The following is a 16,853-nucleotide window of genomic DNA, read 5'->3' on the forward strand; positions in this document are numbered from 1 at the left end:
AGGAAGAAACAGATATGACAATTGAAATTCTGGTTCCAGATTTACCTGAATCAGTTGCTGATGCAACCGTAGCGACATGGCACAAACAACCAGGCGACGCAGTAGAGCGTGACGAGGTTTTGGTTGACATCGAGACAGACAAAGTCGTTCTAGAAGTGCCAGCTCCGGAAGCAGGCGTTTTGGAAGCTATCGTTGAAGAAGAAGGTGCGACAGTACTTTCTAAACAAATCATTGCTAAATTGAAGCCAGGTGCAGTTGCAGGTGAGCCTACCGCAGACAAAACAGAAGGTACGGAAGCATCTCCTGATAAACGTCATAAAGCTGCGCTTAGCGAAGAAAGCAATGATGCACTAAGCCCAGCAGTACGTCGTTTATTGGCTGAGCATGGCTTAGAAGCAAGCCAAGTGAAAGGCACTGGTGTTGGTGGTCGTATTACGCGCGAAGATATTGAAGCGCATCTTGCGAACGCTAAAGCTGCGCCAAAAGAAGAAGCACCAGCAGTGGTTGACGTGCCGGCAGCGGCTCGTAGCCAAAAACGTGTTCCAATGACTCGCCTGCGTAAGACAGTCGCTAACCGTCTGCTAGAGGCGAAGAACAACACGGCAATGCTAACGACGTTTAACGAAGTGAACATGAAACCAATCATGGACCTTCGTAAACAGTACAAAGATCAGTTCGAAGAGCGTCACGGTATTCGTTTAGGCTTCATGTCTTTCTACGTGAAAGCTGTAACAGAAGCGCTTAAGCGTTACCCAGAAGTAAATGCTTCGATTGATGGCGATGACATTGTTTACCACAACTACTTCGACATTAGCATGGCGGTATCAACGCCACGTGGTCTAGTTACACCAGTCCTAAAAGACTGTGACAAGCTTGGTTTCGCTGATGTTGAAAAAGGCATCAAAGAACTGGCTATCAAAGGTCGTGATGGCAAGCTAACGGTAGACGAGCTAATGGGCGGTAACTTCACTATCACAAACGGTGGTGTGTTCGGTTCACTAATGTCTACACCAATCATCAACCCACCTCAATCAGCGATTCTTGGTATGCATAAGATCCAAGAGCGCCCGATGGCAGTGGATGGCAAAGTTGAAATCTTGCCGATGATGTACCTAGCGCTGTCTTACGATCACCGCCTAATTGATGGTCGCGAGTCTGTTGGCTTCCTAGTGACTATTAAAGAGTTGCTAGAAGATCCAGCACGTCTCCTATTAGACGTTTAATATCGCTAAAACGTCTAGTTATCGTAGGTAGCTAGACGTTAAAAATTTCAATGGCTAGACTAGCTCAACGTCTGGCCTTCATTTGAATCCCACACCATGAGTACTCGTGATGAGGGATTGATTTGAGAAGACCCTACAGACGTACAAGCAGCCAAGACTGCAGCGTTATGGAAATAATAAATCCCTTAAGGGAAAAACAAACGGAATATCGAAATGAATTTGCATGAATACCAAGCCAAACAGCTGTTTGCAGAATTCGGTTTGCCTGTGCCAGAAGGCTACGCGTGTGATACACCACAAGAAGCTTTTGAAGCTGCAGGCCGTATCAGTACAGAAAAGAAAGTAGTTAAATGTCAGGTTCACGCTGGTGGCCGTGGTAAAGCGGGCGGTGTAGAGCTGCACGATACAAAAGAAGGCGTTAAAGAGTTTGCACAAAAGTGGTTAGGTAAAAACCTAGTGACTTACCAAACAGACGCTAACGGCCAGCCAGTTACAAAAATCCTTGTTGAAGAAGCTTCAAACATCGCAAACGAATTATACCTAGGTGCGGTTGTTGACCGTGCAAGCCGTAAGATCGTTTTCATGGCTTCAACAGAAGGTGGTGTGGAAATCGAAAAAGTTGCGGAAGAAACGCCGGAGCTTATCCACAAAGCAGCAATCGATCCACTAGTAGGCCCACAAGCTTACCAAGGTCGCGAGCTTGCGTTCAAACTTGGTCTTGAAGGTGACCAAATCAAACAATTCGTTAAGATCTTCATGGGTCTTGGCACTATGTTCTCTCAGTACGACCTTGCTCTGCTAGAGATCAACCCACTTGTGATTACTGGCGAAGGCAACCTGTTATGTCTTGACGGTAAGATCAACATCGACTCAAACGCACTGTACCGTCAGCCTAAGCTTCGTGAAATGCACGATCCTTCACAAGAAGATGAGCGTGAAGCGCACGCAGCTCAGTGGGAACTGAACTACGTAGCACTAGACGGTAACGTTGGCTGTATGGTTAACGGTGCTGGCCTAGCAATGGGTACGATGGATATCGTAAACCTACACGGCGGCAAGCCAGCTAACTTCTTAGATGTAGGTGGCGGCGCGACGAAAGAGCGTGTTGCTGAAGCATTCAAGATCATCCTATCTGATGACAACGTGAAAGCGGTACTTGTTAACATCTTCGGTGGTATCGTACGTTGTGACATGATCGCAGAAGGTATTATCGGTGCGGTTAAAGAAGTAGGTGTAAGCGTACCTGTTGTTGTTCGTCTAGAAGGTACTAACGCTGACCTAGGTCGCGAAGTTCTTGCTAATTCTGATGTTGATATCATTGCTGCTGAGTCGCTAACGGATGCTGCTCAGAAAGTTGTTGCTGCTGCGGAGGCTAAATAATGTCTGTATTAATTAACAAAGACACTAAAGTAATCTGTCAGGGTTTCACTGGTGGTCAAGGTACTTTCCACTCAGAGCAAGCTATCGCATACGGCACTCAGATGGTTGGTGGTGTGTCTCCAGGTAAAGGTGGCCAAACTCACCTAGGTCTACCTGTATTCAACACAGTTCGCGAAGCAGTAGAAGCAACTGGCGCAACAGCGACAGTAATCTACGTTCCAGCACCTTTCTGTAAAGATGCAATTCTAGAAGCGATTGATGCCGGCATCGAGCTAATCGTAACAATCACGGAAGGCATCCCTACAACAGATATGATCGACGTGAAAGTGAAGCTAGAAGAAACTGGCGTTCGCATGATCGGTCCTAACTGTCCGGGTGTTATCACTCCTGACGAGTGTAAGATCGGCATCATGCCTGGTCACATCCACAAGAAAGGTAAAGTAGGTATCGTATCTCGCAGCGGTACTCTAACTTACGAAGCAGTTAAGCAAACAACAGACGAAGGTTTCGGCCAGTCTACTTGTGTTGGTATTGGTGGTGACCCAATCCCAGGTTCAAACTTCATTGATATTCTAAAACTGTTCCAAGAAGACCCTGAAACAGAAGCGATTGTTATGATCGGTGAAATCGGTGGTACTGCAGAAGAAGAAGCAGCAGCATACATTAAAGAAAACGTAACGAAGCCAGTGGTTTCCTACATTGCTGGTGTAACTGCTCCTCCTGGTAAACGTATGGGCCACGCTGGTGCGATTATCTCTGGCGGTAAAGGTACTGCTGAAGACAAATTTGCAGCACTAGAAGCGGCGGGCGTTAAGACTGTGAAATCTCTAGCAGAGATCGGCCAAGGTCTACGTGAAGTAACGGGCTGGTAATTTCCAACTCGAAGCTTAAAGCTAAAAAAGCCTAGCAATTATTGCTAGGCTTTTTTGTATCAAGGTACTTTTTACGATTTTTGGCGAATAAATTGGCTAAGCATAAACAGAGATGTTGCGCTGATTACTACTGATGGGCCAGCCGGCGTATCGAAGTGCCATGATAGGCTAAGCCCCATTAGTACTGCCACAGAGCCAATAATAGATGCGAACAGTGCCATTTGCTCTGGTGATGAAGAGACCTTACGTGCTGTTGCTGCTGGGATGATCAGCAAAGAAGTCATGATAAGTGCCCCAACAAACTTCATTCCTACGGCAATCACAACACCTACCATAAGCATTAACACCAATCTAACCAAGTCTGTATTGACGCCCTCGACGGCAGCAAGCTCTTCACTAACTGTGCTCGACAATAAAGGTCGCCAAAAAACGTAAAGACACACACTAACAGCAGCGACACCTGCGTAAATGAACATCAGATCTTGCGGAGATACTGCGAGTAAGTCACCGAACAAGTAACTCATCAGATCTACACGGACATTATCCAAGAAACTAACAGAAACTAGACCAACAGATAATGCGCTATGGGCGAGTATACCCAGAAGCGTATCGGTTGCGACCAGTTGTTGTTTCTGTAGTGTCACGAGCAATACCGCGAGTGCTAAACAGCAAACGAGTAGTGCAAGATAAAGGTTCACGTTGAGCAGAAAGCCTAATGCCAAACCCATCAATGAAGCATGTGCCAGGGTATCACCGAAGTAAGCCATTTTGCGCCAAACGACAAATGACCCAAGAGGACCTGCAATGATCGCGATGCCAATACCAGCAAGAATAGAAGGTAGAAGAAACTCAATCATGGTGATGATGTCCGTGTTTATGGTTGGAGCATGATGTCGCATCGCCAGTTACTGGCGTTCCGGATAAATCGTGATGATGATGCTCGTGGTCGTGATGATAAAACGCGAGCGATTCTCTCGCTGCATTGCCAAATAGCGCGATGTAAGAAGGGTGCTGAGTAATCGTGGCAGGTGAACCAGAGCAGCAAACATGGTGATGCAGACAAATGACATCATCTGTTTTGGCCATGACTAAATGTAAGTCGTGTGACACCATAAATACACCGCAATCGAATCGGTGACGAATGCTTTCAATTAGATCGTAGAGATCGATTTGACCTTGAATATCCACACCCTGCGCAGGTTCATCTAGCACTAACAGCTCTGGGCGTTGAAGCAAAGCACGCGCAAGTAATACGCGTTGGTTTTCACCACCTGATAAGCGATGCATGTTACTACTAATTAAATGCTCAGCGCCAACAAGCCTTAATGCATCAATACATTCTTGTTTACTGTATTTTCCTGCTAAATTTAGAAAACGGGTGACATTCAATGGAAGAGAGTCATTGAGTTTCAATTTTTGAGGAACATAACCAATTTTTAGTTTTCTTTGTCGGTTTAATTTGCCGCTAGTCGGTTTTTGAAGGCCTAAAATGACTTTGACTAACGTTGATTTTCCCGCTCCATTGGGACCAATTAGGGTTGTTATTTTGCCCTTTTGTAATTCCATACTAATGTTATCGAGAACTCTGCGGCCATCGAACTCGACGCATAAGTGCTCAAGATGGACTAAGGAAGACATGAATGAAACTCATTTGCAAATCAATAATGTTATAATGTAACATTATCACACTTTCTACACCATATCCCAAGTAAAACTATGAAAAGAGCATTAATTCTTGCTGCGTCAGCGATGCTAACGTTGCCAGCACACGCAGTAACGGTACTAACGAGTATCAAACCTATTCAGTTATTAGTGACAGAGCTTACTCAAGGGGTGACTTCGCCAGATGTATTACTGCAGTCTAACACTTCGCCCCATGATTACGCTTTACGCCCATCGGATGTTAAGAAAATCGCTTCTGCTGATTTAGTCATTTGGTACGGACATGATCTCGAACCGTTTCTGGAAAAAGTCGTGTCAGACAGATCGAATACTCTGACTATTAGTCAAATTCCAGATCTAGATTTGCGTGAGTTTGATAGTGAGCACAACCATGACCATGATGGCCACGATCATGGTTCACATGATCCGCACTTTTGGTTAGGTGTAAGTCAAGCACAACAAGTTGCCAAGGCTGTCGTAAATCAACTAGGATCACTTGATCCGGAAAATGCAGCACAGTACCAAGAAAACCTTAAAAAATTTGAAACTGAGCTCAGCCAGACGGACCTAGAGATCAAGAAGAAATTATCGCCAGTGAAAGACAAAGGTTACTTTGTGTTTCACGATGCTTATGGTTATTTCGAAGAGCGTTATGAGTTAAATCAAATGGGGCACTTCACCGTGAGCCCGGATCGTAAGCCGGGAGCAAAAACCTTAATCCAAATTCGTCAAAAGTTAAGTTCAGGAGATGTAGCCTGCGTGTTTTCTGAACCTCAGTTTACTCCAGCTGTCGTTCAGAGCGTGATGCGAGGTAGCAAAGTTGCCAAAGGTGAACTTGACCCATTAGGGAGCACAATTGAAGCAAAACCGGGCAGTTACTTTACTTTTCTCAACAATATGGCGAATAATTTTGAGCAGTGCTTGAGCCAAAAGACGGATTAAGTAGTGTTGTTGTGTAGGAATAGTCCTTTTAACGTGATCCAGTAGTAAGAATTACAACCTTTGGCAAAGCGAGCCTTTTCTCAAACAGTAATTGAGATATCATTATCAATAATTAGCAGCTCAAAATAACCGTATAAGTCCATGCTGTAGAAGATATGGACGGTGAGCGCCGAGCACAAATTGATATAAAAGGTTTTCGTCTTGCTACGCCAATTAGCCCTTGTCTTGTTGGGCTTTTTCCTATCTTTCCAAGCATTTGCTCTTCATAATGCGAATGCCATCTTTTACCCTTTGCCGACTCAGGTTAAGGGTACTTTTATTGCGGCTAAAAAATTGTTCTTGGGTGAGCAAGGGGGCTTGTGGATTCACGACGTGCATGGGCGGGTGTTGTTTTATGATGGCCAAAATATCCTACCTAAATCAGGCAGTTTTTTACAAATGTCTGCCAAGCAACTGGCTTATCATGAAGGCTCGTTCTGGACCTTTGTTGAGAATGAGGTGTATCAAACTTATCCAAATCAAGAAAGACGTTTAGTCTTTAGCTTAAACCCCGGGTCGCAAATAAGAAAAATCGGTTCTTCTGAAGATTATATTTGGGTTAGTGATGGCGCACATTTCTATACTTACAACATCGATACTAACGAGTTAAAGTCCTTTTCTTTGTTGCAGCTCTATCAACATAGCAACAATAGCTATGTTTATATTAACGATGCAGTTCTGCTCGAAGAGAAGTGGGCACTTGCTACAACTTCTGGCTTTTATCTTTCAGAAGGAGATAAGTTTGACCATGTAGTCGCTTCAGGTCAGAACTACATTGAAAAGATCTACTACTCACACACGCGCAGAGAAATTCTGGTAGGAACGTTGCGTGGGGCATTAATTTTCAATATTTATCAACCTGATAAAGAGGTGATTAAGATTGGCGGCTCTCATGTGTTGACTTTCGCTGAGACAAATCAAGAGTACTGGGTGGGGACTGAGCATGGTCTGTATTTATACTCATTCTTGTCAGGTGAAGTGACAGAAGTCGAGCCTGCAAGCTTTCTTGAACTGGAGCTGGATAATACAAAGATCTATTCGCTACTGAGTGACAACATGGGAGGGATGTGGATCGCGACTAACCAAGGCATTCGCTATTACTCCTTGTTTAGTAAAAAGTTTGAACGAGTAACCTTCAGTAGTTACGACTCGCAAACCTTATCAGGGCGAATTCGACAAACTTCCACAGGACCTGATGATGCGCTTTGGTTCGCGGATGACCGAAAGCTTTACCGGACAGGTGAGAGTGGCAACATCAAAGTCTTGGAGCTTGATTCGCAGATCAATGAATTTGCATTTCAAGGTGGGATGCTTTGGCTTGCGACCTCTAAAGGGCTCGAAATATTCGAGCTGAATGGTCTTAACAAAGTGACATTTCCTTATTTACAGGTTATGGCTGGACACGCAGTGGAGCACGTGACTGTAGATGGTAATGATCGTCTCTGGGTATCAAGTGGATACCATCTTTACAATGTTGATATAACCAAGCAAAGCGTAAGAAACTTTGGAAGTGAGTGGCTAGTAAGTCAGTACTTACCAGCTAAGGTTACGCGTTTATACGACACTGAAGATTCTCTATTGATAGGGACCGATCATGGGGTTTATCAATACAGCAATGAAAACATCCAGTTCATCCGCTATTCCGAAAAGTTTGGTGAATCATTAGACATGGTCACGGCGGTTGATGGCAGTCAGTGGTTTGCGTCATCTTACGGCGTTTTTAAAACGATTAAAGGAAGTGACGAGAAACGTGTTGTTGAAATGAGTGTGCCCAACGCGCGACCTGCTTGCTTGATCAGAGACAGGCAAGGCGTGTGGTTAGCCTCTTCTGTCGGACTAAGCTATTACCACCTTTCGGGTGAATTAGTGAAACATTATTCATCAGCGTCTGGCTTAATGAACAACGAGTTTCTACCAGGAATTTGCAGTGTTATACAGTACACAGAAGATGGTGAGCGAGAGCTCGTCCTAGGGTCGAAATACGGGTTGGTAAAAGCTGAAGCATCCAAGCTGCTTGTGTCCAACCCTCCAGAGTCGAAGTTTATCGTGAGCCAAGTTGTGCTTGAAAACGAGGTTCTACAAGTTGGTAGCGCCGATTTGAATGGAATAAAATTACCGTATGGCTCTTCTCTAAGTTTCTTATTTGGCGTGATGCCAAAACCAGACAGCCAAAATTTGTATTATCGATTGAATAGCGATGATCCTTGGCAAGCGCTAGAGGGAGGCCAACTGACTCTAGAGCATCTCAATTCCGGTGAATACCACCTACAGGTAAGTAATGAGTCTCAAGTCGCTGCTGGATTGGTTGGGCTCGAGTCGTATTTTATTGTGCTTAATCCTTGGTATTTATCGCAACTCGCAATTTTAGGTTTTGTGGTCGCGAGTATTGCCATGGTTGCACTACTTATGTACTGGCGTTCTCGCTATGTTGTACAGGCTAACCGTGATTTAGCTGCGCAAGTGACACTCAAAACTAACCAGTTGAGGCATCAAAGCCGAGTGTTGTTGACGAGTAACCAACAGCTACGTAAACAGATTCAAGTCAGAAACCTGTTGGTTGATCACGTGGCGCAATCTATTAAGTCCAGTGTGGATTTTATAGCGTCAAAATTACCCATACCTTTGGATGCAGCTACGGAAGATCATCTGGCGAAAACGACATGGCAATTAAATGAGTTAAAAAGTGTTCCTGGCGAAGCTAGCGGCGGTAGTCACAATTACAATTTGAGTCAGATAACTCAATCGGTGGTTGATGTATGGCAAGATGATTTTGCGAAGGCTGGGATTATGGTGGAGCTTGAAGATGAGAGAAAAACAAGTCGAATTGCTCTGGAAAGCTTTAACCTTGATGTTATCTTCAACAGCATTTTTGCCAATATCATCAAGCGTTCTTTCCGAGGCCAAACGGTGAGAATCATGCTAGAAGAGGGCAATGATATTGTTTCATTGAGTTTTCTTGATTATGGGACGCAACTGCCTAATAAAGTCACGACCGGGCGTCCATCTAATATGAACCACTCTGAATTGAGTATTGATCATCTTGCCCAGTTAGTGACAACGAGTGGAGGATACTTGGCGGTGTTTACTTCCGACGCTCAAAATAAAATCGAAATTACATGGCCAACTGCGAAGGAAATGAGTTATGTGGATGAATCTTTGCAAGAATTTGAGTCTGAACCTATCGTCGAAGATAAAGTGACCCCAGAGAAAGAATGGTTGCAAAAAGTCTATCAGCTGGTGGCTGAGCATTACCATGACCCTGAGTTTGGTACTGCTTTAGCGGCTAAAATGCTGTTCATGTCAGAACGCTCTTTACAGAGGCGCTTTAAATCAGCCTCGTCAAGAACGTTAAAAGATTATGTAACCGAAGTTCGTTTAGAAACGGCGTGTGAGCAGTTATTAGCGGGCGAGAAAATCAGCGAAGTAGCGTTTAACTGCGGCTTTAATGATCCTTCTTACTTTAGCCAAAAGTTTAAATTGCATTTTGGTTTGCCTCCTTCCAAGTTTGCTTTGACTCAAGAAAGCCAAGAAACCAACTAAAAAACTCATTACACACTCCCTAGTGAATATTCAAAAGACTGGGGAGCTGCTTATAGTGCTCTACTATTGCTAGAGCTACCAATGCAGTGATTCTCATTGCTTCTTCATAACATCTAGCCTACAAATCCATTCTCAATACGTAAGCACGGTCACGCTCTATCTGTTAGTAGCGCTGTTCTTAGCTATAACCATACATGGCTTAAGAGGACGGATTTACCTACGGCGACAAATAGATGAATGGTTGTATTTTTGTATCTAGAGTGCGTTGGTTCATTTGAGTAGTGGGGGAATGCGAAATTCGTGAAAACAGAACTGTGCTGAAAAGGTGGATAAGCTAAAGAGTTTAGAGAGATGAAAAAAAATATCGTGGTATAGCCGGGGGGACTATACCACGGGTGTCAATGACACCTTCGCTTGCTGCCGGAGTGACATGTTGCCATGCCACCTCTGGAATTCATTTGAGAGGTTGCCCTCTCGATGGAGTAACTATACGAGAGGTTACTTATTTTTCTTATAAAAATAACGCCATGTTGATATGAGAAAAGCGACAAAGTTTTAAGTTTCAACTAAATTATTGTTTTGTATGGAATTTTTTATTTTTTCCCTTTGTTTGTGACATTTTTATTTCATTGATCGTGATTTTTAATTGTTAATTTTGACGTAAATAACGAGAGGAAATTTACGGAGTTGACGTTTGAAAGCATGAAAACATTTATGAAATCTTTGATTTCACACAAGGATTGAAGGGTTATAGAAGAGTAATATTGGCAGCCTAAACTTATTAAATAATAATATTTCTCATTAGCAATACTCTTAAGGGCCACTATGAAGTTATCAGAGATTAATCCTGGCGATACGGTGACGATTCGGTTGTTAGATGGTCTTTCATCAGATATCAGAAAGAAACTCATGGTAATGGGGCTGCTTCCCAATACAGAAGTCAAAGTGATTCGACGTGCTCCAATGGGCGATCCTTTACAAGTCGAAGTCCGTGGTGTGTCTGTCGCATTGCGAGAAACCATTGCTCAGAAAATTGAAGTGGAGCGAGTGTAATGCAATATCAAGTGCTTACCGTAGGTAATCCTAATAGTGGTAAAACGACGCTATTTAATGGTTTGACTGGCGCAAAACAGCAAGTTGGTAACTGGGCAGGCGTCACCGTTGAAAAGAAAACGGGACAATTCAAACATGCGGGTGACGAGTTTTTGCTCACTGACCTTCCTGGCATTTACTCGTTAGACAGTGGTAATGATAGCAATAGTATTGACGAATCCATTGCATCGCGTGCGGTTCTAACTCATCCTGCCGACCTCATTATCAACGTGGTTGATGCCACGAGTTTAGAGCGCAGCTTATATATGACGTTACAACTTCGCGAACTTGGCCGTCCTATGATTGTTGTTCTCAACAAAATGGATGCGCTAAAACGTGAACGTCAAATGATTAACGTTTCAGAGCTTGAGAAAACGTTAGGTTGTCCTGTAGTAAGTTTATCTGCAACCAATAAAACTCAAGTTGCAGAGTTTAAAGAAAAACTTCATAAGTCCATTGTTCAAGGGGTCGCGCTTAAAGAGTTATCTTTGCATTACGGTGAAAAGATGGAGTCGGCGATTCAAACTGTTTCCGCACTTTTTAACGATCAAACCGTCGCCCATCGTGCATTAGCGATTCGTGCGCTTGAAAAAGACACGATGGTTCTCAATAGCCTTTCCGATATTGATAGAAGCAAAGTATTGGAAGTCATTGCGACTTTAGACTTGGATATCGATTTGCATGTCGCGGATACCAAGTACACATACCTGCATGAACAGTGTAAAAAAGTTCGCCGAAGCGAAGGCAAGCTAAGCCGTAGCGTGACTGAAAAACTCGACCAATTTATTTTGAACAAGTGGATTGGGATCCCATTCTTCTTTGTTGTTATGTACTTGATGTTTATGTTCTCGATTAACATCGGTAGTGCATTTATCGACTTTTTTGACATTGGTGTAGGCGCATTGCTGGTTGATGGTGGACACCACTTATTAGATGGTCACCTCCCCGTATGGCTAGTTACGGTGATTGCTGATGGTTTAGGCGGCGGTATTCAAACAGTTGCGACCTTTATCCCGGTCATTGCGTGTTTGTACTTATTCCTTGCTGTGCTCGAGAGCTCGGGTTACATGGCACGCGCTGCGTTTGTGCTTGATAAAGTGATGCAGAAAATCGGCTTGCCGGGTAAAGCGTTTGTCCCTTTGGTTCTTGGTTTTGGCTGTAACGTTCCGTCAATCATGGCAACGCGCACGCTAGACCAAGAGCGTGAGCGCAAGTTGGCTGCGTCGATGGCACCGTTTATGTCATGTGGTGCTCGCTTACCTGTGTACGCTTTATTTGCTGCCGCTTTCTTCCCAGGCTCTGGTCAAAACATTGTGTTTGCACTTTACCTACTTGGTATTGTCGCCGCGGTGTTTACCGGTTTGTTCCTCAAGCACACGCTGTATCCTGGCAGCAGTGATAGCTTGGTGATGGAAATGCCTGACTATGAGCTTCCGACATTGCAGAACGTCGTGATCAAAACTTGGCAAAAACTTAAGCGTTTCGTACTGGGTGCAGGTAAAACCATCGTTGTGGTTGTTGCTATCTTGAGCTTCCTCAACTCGCTAGGAACTGACGGTACATTCGGTAATGAAGACAGTGATAAATCGGTTCTATCAAAAGCCGCTCAGGTTGTGACGCCAGTGTTTGCACCAATTGGTATTCAAAAGGATAACTGGCCAGCAACGGTTGGTATTATTACTGGTATCTTCGCGAAAGAGGCAGTCGTGGGCACATTGAACAGCTTATATACTACGCCAACCGATGGAGAGGATGCAGAATTTGATCTTATGGGTAGCCTAGAAGAAGCGGTGATGAGCATTCCTGAAAACCTAGCAGGGCTGAGCTATTCTGATCCTCTGGGGATTGACGTCGGTGATTTAGCAGATTCTCATGCAGTCGCAGAGGAGCAAGAAATTGATGAATCGATCTTTGGTAACATAAAAGAGAAATTTGTTTCTGGTCATGCTGCTTTTGCGTACCTAATTTTTATCTTACTTTACACTCCTTGTGTGGCTGCGATGGGTGCCTATGTTCGAGAATTCGGCAATAACTTTGCGCGCTTTATAGCGGTATGGACAATGGGGCTCGCGTACTTGAGTGCGACTTTCTATCATCAGCTTATGCATTTCGCTGATAGCCCTATCACCAGCGGCGTTTGGATTGCCGCAATTATTGCGATTTTCTTTGGCACGTACCGCGTTTTCATGCGCGTAGGCAAGAAACATCAAGGCGAGTTTGAGGCGCAAGTCGTATGATTTTAAAAGAGCTTTATCAATATATTGCCGAAAAAGGAACGGTTTCCCAATCTGAGCTAGCAAAACAGTTCGGAATGAGTGAAGACGGTGCAGACGCCATGTTAAGTGTATGGATTAACAAAGGTCGTATTTCTCGCTTGGTAGATACAAATAAAGCTCATCATATAACGCGAATACGCTATGCAGTCACAAAGCACGATGGTTTGTCACTTACCGTAACCATGTAGTAAGAGCAATGAACCATCGCGCAAAAACAACAAAGCCGCATCAGCAATGATGCGGCTTTTTACTTTCTGCCTGAATTAAAAGTTATATAACGGTTACGCTTTACGGAAGATAGAGCTTAACGACAACACATTACGAATTCGGTTAAGAATCTCTTCTTGTTCTTCGTCAGTACGAAACTCTCCTTTTGTATTCCCCCAAACTGGTCCTGGCCATGCCATATCGTCTTTAAAGCGCGCAATATGGTGAATGTGCAGCTGTGGCACCATGTTACCTAGGGCGCCAAGGTTTAACTTGTCTGGGCGGAATGTCGCTTCGAGTGCTTGGCTTACCGCTTGAGATTCGAGCAAAAACTGTTGTTGCTCTTGCATTGGCAAGTGGTGTAGCTCTTTCAAATTTTCGCGTTTAGGCACCAAGATAACCCATGGCACAGCATTATCTTTATGAAGAAGCGCGACGCAAAGTGGGAAGTGACCAATCACCGAAGTGTCTTTTGCCAATTGAGGATGAAGTTCAAAACTCATTATTGCAGTCCGATTAACTTTTAGTTTGAATTAGTATACGACAGATAAAACAAAAGGTTGGCGCTTTCACGTCAACCTTTGTCATCATTTAGCTTGTGCTACTTAAGCTAACTACGTAAAAGCGGATTACATACGATCTAGAGTATCGATACCCAGTAGAGACAGACCTTGCTTGATGGTCTTCGCTGTTAGCGCAGCTAGTTTCAGACGGCTTTGTTTCACTGCTTCGTCTTCAGCAACTAGGATAGGGCACGCTTCGTAGAAGCTAGAGAACTGACCTGCTAGTTCGAATAGGTAGCTACACATGATGTGTGGTTGGCCTTCGCGAGCAACAGATTGAACCGCTTCTTCGAACTGCATAAGTTTAGCAATAAGTGCTTTCTCTTTCTCATCAGTGATTTTGATGTCACCTTGGAGAGCGTCCATAGCAACACCAGCTTTAGCGAAAATAGAAGCTACGCGAGTGTATGCATATTGCATGTATGGTGCTGTGTTACCTTCAAACGCTAACATGTTGTCCCAATCGAACACGTAGTCAGTCGTACGGTGTTTAGATAAGTCAGAGTATTTAACCGCTGCCATTGCAACTGTTTTAGAGATCTTCTCTTTTTCTTCCGCATCCAGTTCAGGGTTTTTAGATTCGATCAGTTGTGCTGCACGAACTTCTGCTTCATCTAGAAGGTCGGCAAGACGAACGGTACCACCCGCACGAGTCTTGAATGGCTTACCATCTTTACCAAGCATCATGCCGAACGCGTGGTGCTCAAGAGATACTGACTCTGGTACGTAGCCTGCTTTACGAACAATTGTCCAAGCTTGCATTAGGTGCTGGTGTTGACGTGAGTCGATGAAGTAAAGCACACGGTCTGCGCTTAGCTCTTCATAACGATATTTTGCACATGCGATGTCTGTTGTTGTGTATAGGAAACCGCCATCGCGTTTTTGAACGATAACGCCCATTGGTTCGCCATCTTTGTTCTTGTATTCATCTAGGAATACAACTTGCGCGCCATCATCTTCAACGGCAAGACCTTGTTCTTTTAGGTCTGCAACGATCTTAGGAAGCATGTCGTTGTACATGCTCTCGCCCATCACGTCGTCACGAGTCAGTGACACGTTTAGACGGTCGTAGTTGCGCTGGTTTTGGATCATGGTTACATCAACGAGTTTTTTCCACATTTCTGCACAGTACTCGTCACCGCTTTGCAGTTTCACAACGTAGTTTCGCGCTTTCACTGCGAATTCTTCGTCTTCGTCGTACAGTTTCTTAGACTCACGGTAGAAGCCTTCAAGGTCAGCCAGTTCCATAGAAACTTCGCCAGACTCTTGTTGTACACGCTCAAGGTTTGCGATAAGCATACCGAACTGAGTACCCCAGTCGCCGATGTGGTTCGCACGGATCACTTTGTGACCTAGGAACTCAAGAGTACGTACTACCGCATCACCGATGATGGTTGAACGTAGGTGACCAACGTGCATTTCTTTAGCAACGTTTGGTGCAGAGTAGTCAGCAACGATAGTTTGAGCTTCGTCTGCTGCAACGCCAAGACGTGAGTCAGCCAGTGCTGCTTCCGCTTGTTTTGCTAGGAACTCTTCGCTTAGGAAAATGTTGATGAAACCAGGACCTGCGATTTCTGTCTTGCTCGCAATACCGTCTAGGTCTAGAACATCCAGTACTTTCTGTGCAAATTCTCGTGGGTTAGTACCCAGTTTTTTAGCAACGCCCATTACGCCGTTTGCTTGGTAGTCACCAAATTGTGGCTTTGCTGATTGGCGTACCGCCGCAGGACTGCCTGCAGGTGCGCCAGCGGCTTCTAGAGCCTGAGATACTTTGTCATTAATAAGTGCTTGGATATTCACACGCGTTTCCTTCAATTCAAGGACGAAGAACTCGGCGAAGTAAGTGCCAAGTTCTGCTGGAGTTCACAAAAATGGGGCTAATGATAACAACTTTATTGCTTTTCATACAGAGAGGAATTGGGGAAATTTATACTTTTTCGATTGAATGGAAATGAGGCTTGGTTTGCGTTTACTATTGCGCTCAGAGTAATGAGATAAATAGCCCCACAAGAGAGCCACAATGACGACTCAACTAGTTGAAAAACGCCTAGCGCCTGAATTGATGATCCAAGATTTGGATGCATTTATGGCGAAGATTGAAGAGTTTGCATCCCTGTTAAAACTGGATCTGAGCTTTGCTCAAGCTGACCATATTGCGTTGCGTATTAACGATACTGATACCGCAAAAGCTGCGCATGAGGCTTGGAGTCAATACGGAAAGGTGATTTCACAAGCGAAAATCAACGGTCGCCCAATTATTGTTATTGAGTTCGATAAAGCGTTGGAAAGTCGTGGCTGGAAGATTGAGTGTCTGGAGCTGCCATACCCTGAGGAAGGCAAAATCTACCCAACTGAAAGCTGGGAACATGTGGAGTTTGTGATTCCGTCTCATGCCGAAACCGCAGATGAGTTTCTTGCTGATTTGAGACACACTTATCCAGCGTTTGGCGCACGCTTTAATGAGTTAGAAGAGCTGGGTGTGAAGATCAAACTATCGAGCCCGAAAGGGGAAGGCGAACGCTTGAATAACCCAACGGTGGCGTTTAAGTATCAAGGCATTTGTATCAAGCTGCACCCGCATTCACTCAAGCGTATTGTTGAGTCTGAGCAGTCGTAAACGCTAGAGTGAGAGTTGCTTAGTTGTTGGAAGTAAAAAGGGAGCCGAGGCTCCCTTTTGCAAGCTAACTATTATTTAGTTAGTGACTTGCTTTTTGGGTTTGTAATGAAAAGCTTTTTGCCTTGCAACTCTTCATCTAAAGGCAGTGTAAAAGTTTTGGCAAACGGCATTCGTTTACAATGATCCGCCTTGTCTCTAACGATAGTAATAAGAGCTTCTGTCTGTGAGCTTTGCTCTATTTTTAGGCTAAAGTCCTCGTTTTCACTGCAGCCGTTAGACTCTGTGATAAATGAAATTTGACTCTCACTTGTCCTATAAGTCTCTACCATCATTGCTTGGTGCTCAGACGTCTGGTTTGTTTGCAGTCCTGCGTTTGCTGAACATGCAGTTAAACTGATAGTGCCCAAACCAAGTAGGAATATCTTGAGTCTATGTTTCAT

General features: G+C 44.2%; 14 protein-coding genes. 9 read left to right on the forward strand and 5 right to left on the reverse strand.

The features are described 5' to 3' along the window. Window positions 1–14: 14 nt before the first annotated feature. The 3 genes from odhB to sucD all read left to right on the forward strand — a co-directional run bounded on the left by odhB (window position 15) and on the right by sucD (window position 3,475). Window positions 15–1,223, forward strand: a complete 1,209-nt coding sequence (gene odhB, locus ACHFJ9_RS12295) for a 2-oxoglutarate dehydrogenase complex dihydrolipoyllysine-residue succinyltransferase (RefSeq protein ID WP_005393012.1) — start codon at window positions 15–17, stop codon at window positions 1,221–1,223. 213 nt (window positions 1,224–1,436) lie between these two features. Beyond that, on the forward strand, window positions 1,437–2,603 hold the full coding sequence (gene sucC / locus ACHFJ9_RS12300; RefSeq protein ID WP_046874251.1) for an ADP-forming succinate--CoA ligase subunit beta: 1,167 nt from the start codon (window positions 1,437–1,439) through the stop codon (window positions 2,601–2,603). Then, window positions 2,603–3,475: a succinate--CoA ligase subunit alpha gene (gene sucD, locus ACHFJ9_RS12305; protein WP_005382181.1), complete on the forward strand. Its 873-nt coding sequence runs from the start codon at window positions 2,603–2,605 to the stop codon at window positions 3,473–3,475. The genes sucC and sucD overlap by 1 nt, the downstream gene beginning before the upstream one ends. A 71-nt stretch (window positions 3,476–3,546) precedes the next feature. Here sucD and znuB read toward each other — a convergent pair whose 3' ends face one another. Together znuB and znuC are read right to left on the reverse strand one after the other, a co-directional pair. After that, a complete protein-coding gene (gene znuB, locus ACHFJ9_RS12310) occupies window positions 3,547–4,332 on the reverse strand; it encodes a zinc ABC transporter permease subunit ZnuB (protein ID WP_046874250.1) in 786 nt (261 codons plus the stop codon). Next, the gene (gene znuC / locus ACHFJ9_RS12315) at window positions 4,325–5,113 is read right to left on the reverse strand and encodes a zinc ABC transporter ATP-binding protein ZnuC (RefSeq protein ID WP_006742704.1); all 789 of its coding nucleotides are present in this window, start codon (window positions 5,111–5,113) and stop codon (window positions 4,325–4,327) included. Before znuC ends, znuB begins: the two co-directional genes overlap by 8 nt. Before the next feature lie 78 nt (window positions 5,114–5,191). Here znuC and znuA point away from each other — a divergent pair, with 78 nt between their 5' ends. From znuA to ACHFJ9_RS12340, 5 genes are all read left to right on the forward strand, one after another. Further along, entirely contained in the window at window positions 5,192–6,079 is an 888-nt protein-coding gene (gene znuA / locus ACHFJ9_RS12320; RefSeq protein WP_006742703.1) for a zinc ABC transporter substrate-binding protein ZnuA, read from the forward strand. A gap of 201 nt (window positions 6,080–6,280) precedes the next feature. After that, a complete protein-coding gene (locus tag ACHFJ9_RS12325; protein WP_256936111.1) occupies window positions 6,281–9,658 on the forward strand; it encodes an AraC family transcriptional regulator in 3,378 nt (1,125 codons plus the stop codon). An 825-nt stretch (window positions 9,659–10,483) separates the two neighbouring features. Further along, on the forward strand, window positions 10,484–10,711 hold the full coding sequence (locus ACHFJ9_RS12330) for a ferrous iron transport protein A (RefSeq protein WP_005382190.1): 228 nt from the start codon (window positions 10,484–10,486) through the stop codon (window positions 10,709–10,711). Further along, the gene (feoB, locus tag ACHFJ9_RS12335; RefSeq protein WP_048626130.1) at window positions 10,711–12,987 is read left to right on the forward strand and encodes a Fe(2+) transporter permease subunit FeoB; all 2,277 of its coding nucleotides are present in this window, start codon (window positions 10,711–10,713) and stop codon (window positions 12,985–12,987) included. The genes ACHFJ9_RS12330 and feoB overlap by 1 nt, the downstream gene beginning before the upstream one ends. Further along, entirely contained in the window at window positions 12,984–13,214 is a 231-nt protein-coding gene (locus ACHFJ9_RS12340) for a FeoC-like transcriptional regulator (RefSeq protein ID WP_005396058.1), read from the forward strand. Before feoB ends, ACHFJ9_RS12340 begins: the two co-directional genes overlap by 4 nt. 93 nt (window positions 13,215–13,307) lie before the next feature. Here ACHFJ9_RS12340 and ACHFJ9_RS12345 read toward each other — a convergent pair whose 3' ends face one another. Together ACHFJ9_RS12345 and argS are read right to left on the reverse strand one after the other, a co-directional pair. Then, window positions 13,308–13,736: an HIT family protein gene (locus ACHFJ9_RS12345; protein WP_012842045.1), complete on the reverse strand. Its 429-nt coding sequence runs from the start codon at window positions 13,734–13,736 to the stop codon at window positions 13,308–13,310. A gap of 126 nt (window positions 13,737–13,862) precedes the next feature. Continuing rightward, window positions 13,863–15,596 carry an arginine--tRNA ligase gene (argS, locus tag ACHFJ9_RS12350; RefSeq protein WP_395356958.1) on the reverse strand — a complete coding sequence of 578 codons (1,734 nt, stop codon included), beginning with the start codon at window positions 15,594–15,596 and terminating at the stop codon, window positions 13,863–13,865. Window positions 15,597–15,816: 220 nt separating this feature from the next. On the opposite strand from argS, the gene ACHFJ9_RS12355 reads away from it, so the two are divergent. Further along, the gene (locus tag ACHFJ9_RS12355; RefSeq protein WP_395356960.1) at window positions 15,817–16,413 is read left to right on the forward strand and encodes a VOC family protein; all 597 of its coding nucleotides are present in this window, start codon (window positions 15,817–15,819) and stop codon (window positions 16,411–16,413) included. Window positions 16,414–16,484: 71 nt separating this feature from the next. Here ACHFJ9_RS12355 and ACHFJ9_RS12360 read toward each other — a convergent pair whose 3' ends face one another. Continuing rightward, complete coding sequence (locus tag ACHFJ9_RS12360; protein ID WP_010645551.1) at window positions 16,485–16,853, reverse strand: hypothetical protein; 369 nt, start codon at window positions 16,851–16,853, stop codon at window positions 16,485–16,487.

Origin of the sequence: Vibrio sp. D3 (genome assembly GCF_043995865.1) — a bacterium.
Lineage (GTDB): Bacteria > Pseudomonadota > Gammaproteobacteria > Enterobacterales > Vibrionaceae > Vibrio > Vibrio diabolicus.

Excerpts from the sequence above, each read along its gene's own strand:
- znuB (WP_046874250.1), bottom strand. The coding sequence starts at position 4,332 with ATGATTGAGTTTCTTCTACCTTCTATTCTTGCTGGTATTGGCATCGCG.
- ACHFJ9_RS12355 (WP_395356960.1), top strand. The coding sequence starts at position 15,817 with ATGACGACTCAACTAGTTGAAAAACGCCTAGCGCCTGAATTGATGATC.
- znuC (WP_006742704.1), bottom strand. The coding sequence starts at position 5,113 with ATGTCTTCCTTAGTCCATCTTGAGCACTTATGCGTCGAGTTCGATGGC.
- znuA (WP_006742703.1), top strand. The coding sequence starts at position 5,192 with ATGAAAAGAGCATTAATTCTTGCTGCGTCAGCGATGCTAACGTTGCCA.
- ACHFJ9_RS12340 (WP_005396058.1), top strand. The coding sequence starts at position 12,984 with ATGATTTTAAAAGAGCTTTATCAATATATTGCCGAAAAAGGAACGGTT.
- ACHFJ9_RS12330 (WP_005382190.1), top strand. The coding sequence starts at position 10,484 with ATGAAGTTATCAGAGATTAATCCTGGCGATACGGTGACGATTCGGTTG.
- ACHFJ9_RS12345 (WP_012842045.1), bottom strand. The coding sequence starts at position 13,736 with ATGAGTTTTGAACTTCATCCTCAATTGGCAAAAGACACTTCGGTGATT.
- feoB (WP_048626130.1), top strand. The coding sequence starts at position 10,711 with ATGCAATATCAAGTGCTTACCGTAGGTAATCCTAATAGTGGTAAAACG.
- odhB (WP_005393012.1), top strand. The coding sequence starts at position 15 with ATGACAATTGAAATTCTGGTTCCAGATTTACCTGAATCAGTTGCTGAT.
- sucC (WP_046874251.1), top strand. The coding sequence starts at position 1,437 with ATGAATTTGCATGAATACCAAGCCAAACAGCTGTTTGCAGAATTCGGT.
- ACHFJ9_RS12360 (WP_010645551.1), bottom strand. The coding sequence starts at position 16,853 with ATGAAACATAGACTCAAGATATTCCTACTTGGTTTGGGCACTATCAGT.
- sucD (WP_005382181.1), top strand. The coding sequence starts at position 2,603 with ATGTCTGTATTAATTAACAAAGACACTAAAGTAATCTGTCAGGGTTTC.